Raw genomic sequence first — 2,422 nt, forward strand, 5'->3', positions numbered from 1 at the left:
CGCCTCACCAATGAGAACACCATCTCCTGGCACGACCCGAAGAAGGCCACAGAACATCCCATCTCGGGATGAAACATCGGACGAAAACGACCTCTGAAAGGCAAACGCGGCTCTGGTCGTTGTCAGGCCGGGTGGTGGGGTAGTTCCTCGTCGGCGTGGCCGCCGGTTCCGAGGGTCCGCCGCGGGGACGGGGGCGCGGCCGGGCGTGTGCCGAGTACGCCTCGGGCTCGCAGTTCGTCAAGGCCGGACAGGCGCTCTCCGGGGAGAGCGTCGAGCAGGTCGGCCTGGGCGGCGCGGATGCTGGGCACGGGAGCCTGGGGCCCTGCGCCAAGGGCACGGCGGACGGTCACTGGTAGTCAGGGGCGCGGTGCCCAACGGGCCCGTTTCCCCATCCCCCTTTCAATCCGTACGTGCGGTTTTCCCGCATACGGCTTACCGATGATCTTCTTGACAAGGTTACGCTGCCTTCGGATAGCGAATCGTGCCACGCAAGCGGTACAGGCCATGCCCTCTAAACCATTCTTCTGTCCATTCCGCCCGTTGCCCGGCACGTAGGTTCCGTCCCCGCTTCTTGACCATCAAGCGTTGAAGCCGCCACACCACGCACCCGTCAACAGCCCGGAACTTCCGAGCGGCATTCCCAGTTCGGAAATAGTTACCCCAGCCGCGCAGGATCGGATTCAAGTCCGCGATCACATCACGGATATCCATTCCCGTCCGACGGCGGTCAGTCCCCTCACGGACCTTGTCCCGGAGTCGCTTCATCGCCGCCTGCGACGGCCAGCGGTGCAGATAGAAGCGGGTCTTTCCGTACTTCTCCCACACCCTGCCAGAAAAGCGTGCTCTGAAGTGGCAGCCGAGGAAGTCGAGTCCTTCCCGGCCCTCTCTGAGGTCAACTACCTTCGTCTTGTCCGGGTGCAGTCGCAGCCCTAGCGAATCGAGGGTCTCCCCGACCGCCGTCAGAGCAGCCCTCGCCTGAGAAGCAGATCGGCATAGGACGACACCGTCGTCCGCGTACCTCACCAGCTCTCCCACTCCGCGCTGCGACAGCTCGGAGTCGAGGACGTGCAGGTAGATGTTGGCAAGCAAAGGAGAAATCACCCCGCCTTGCGGCGTTCCAGCGACCGTCCGCTGGAGCATCCCGCCTTCCATCACACCCGCTTGCAACCACAGACGAACCAACTTGAGCACCCTACGATCGGACACCCGGCGCTCAACCTCTACGAGAAGACGATCATGATCGATCTCGTTGAAGAAGTTGCGGATGTCGAACTCCACAACAAAGCAGCGGCCCTTGATGAAGCCCTCGCGAAGCCGCTCCATCGCCTGCGTGGCCGACCGCTTCGGCCGGAACCCATACGAGCACGGGAGGAACCCCGCCTCGAAAACCGGCTCCAGCACGATCTTGGCTGCCTGCTGGGCCACCCTGTCCCGGATCGTCGGAATGCCCAGTGGTCGTTTGCCACCCTGTGGTTTCGGAATATCCACGCGCCTGGCCGGCGCGGGACGATATGTGCCTGCGCGGAGATGTTTCTGAAGTTCACCGAGCATCCGCCCGACTCCGTACTCCTTCTCCACAAACGCCAGAGTGACCCGATCCACCCCGGCACTACCTCTGTTGGCCCGGACCCGCTCCCACGCCTCCCACAGCACGTCACCTCTGTGGATACGGTCGTACAGGGCGTGGAAACGCCGCTCCGGAGACTGCTTGGCCGCAGTCCATAGCCCGCGTTGGAGTTTTCGCACTTTCGAGACGGACGCGTGCCCGTCCACTACGACGGGAGTCGTCCCGTCGGGGTAGTTGAACCAGGTCACCCCGGTCATGCCCTCGCGCTTACCCCCGCCACGAGCGTGATCAAAGTGCGGGCCCTTCCCTCCCGGCGCGTTATGTTGCACGCCGATCTGCGGTACTACGCCCCGCTCGGACTCCCGCTGCCCTCCGGACGACTTCACCATCGGCTTATACGTCCGGTCTCGTGCCCGACGTCAGGCGTGGTCAGACGGGTCTCTCCTGTTCCGGCCCAGACCGTGCACACGTGCCGCCCTCCATACCCCGGGAGGACTCCGAAGGCTGACCCCGGAACTGGGCCCTCGGAACATGGCCTTCGCCCCAACGTGACGGGCTCGGCTCCTCCGTTGTCGATGTGACGAGGCTGCAAGGTTCGCTTGATGCTACGGCCCGCGTGCTTGCTCCCTCCAAAGAGGCTTTTGACATCCCGCTCAGCCCGCCGCGTCTCCACGACGAACCGGGACCTGCTACCGGGCACTCCGGTGTCTACCCGGACGGGACTTTCACCCGCAGGCCTGGGCCAGCTTTCAGGACGCAACACGCCGGCCATCGTACGGGCAGCCCCTGCTGCTGAAGGCCGTTCCATGAAGCCGGGAACAGGGACGGGCCTGCACCGAAGGTGGCGCGGGGCCT

At 64.5% G+C, this 2,422-nt stretch carries 2 protein-coding genes; one reads left to right on the top strand and one right to left on the bottom strand.

Annotated elements, in window-relative coordinates:
* Positions 1–155 precede the first annotated feature (155 nt).
* A complete protein-coding gene (locus ACFYY7_RS45575) occupies positions 156–356 on the top strand; it encodes a hypothetical protein (protein ID WP_388672342.1) in 201 nt (66 codons plus the stop codon).
* Positions 357–456: 100 nt separating this feature from the next.
* Here ACFYY7_RS45575 and ltrA read toward each other — a convergent pair whose 3' ends face one another.
* A complete protein-coding gene (gene ltrA / locus ACFYY7_RS45580; protein ID WP_388672345.1) occupies positions 457–1,824 on the bottom strand; it encodes a group II intron reverse transcriptase/maturase in 1,368 nt (455 codons plus the stop codon).
* Positions 1,825–2,422: the final 598 nt, after the last annotated feature.

The sequence above is a fragment of the Streptomyces sp. NPDC001933 genome, assembly GCF_042890955.1.
Lineage (GTDB): Bacteria > Actinomycetota > Actinomycetes > Streptomycetales > Streptomycetaceae > Streptomyces.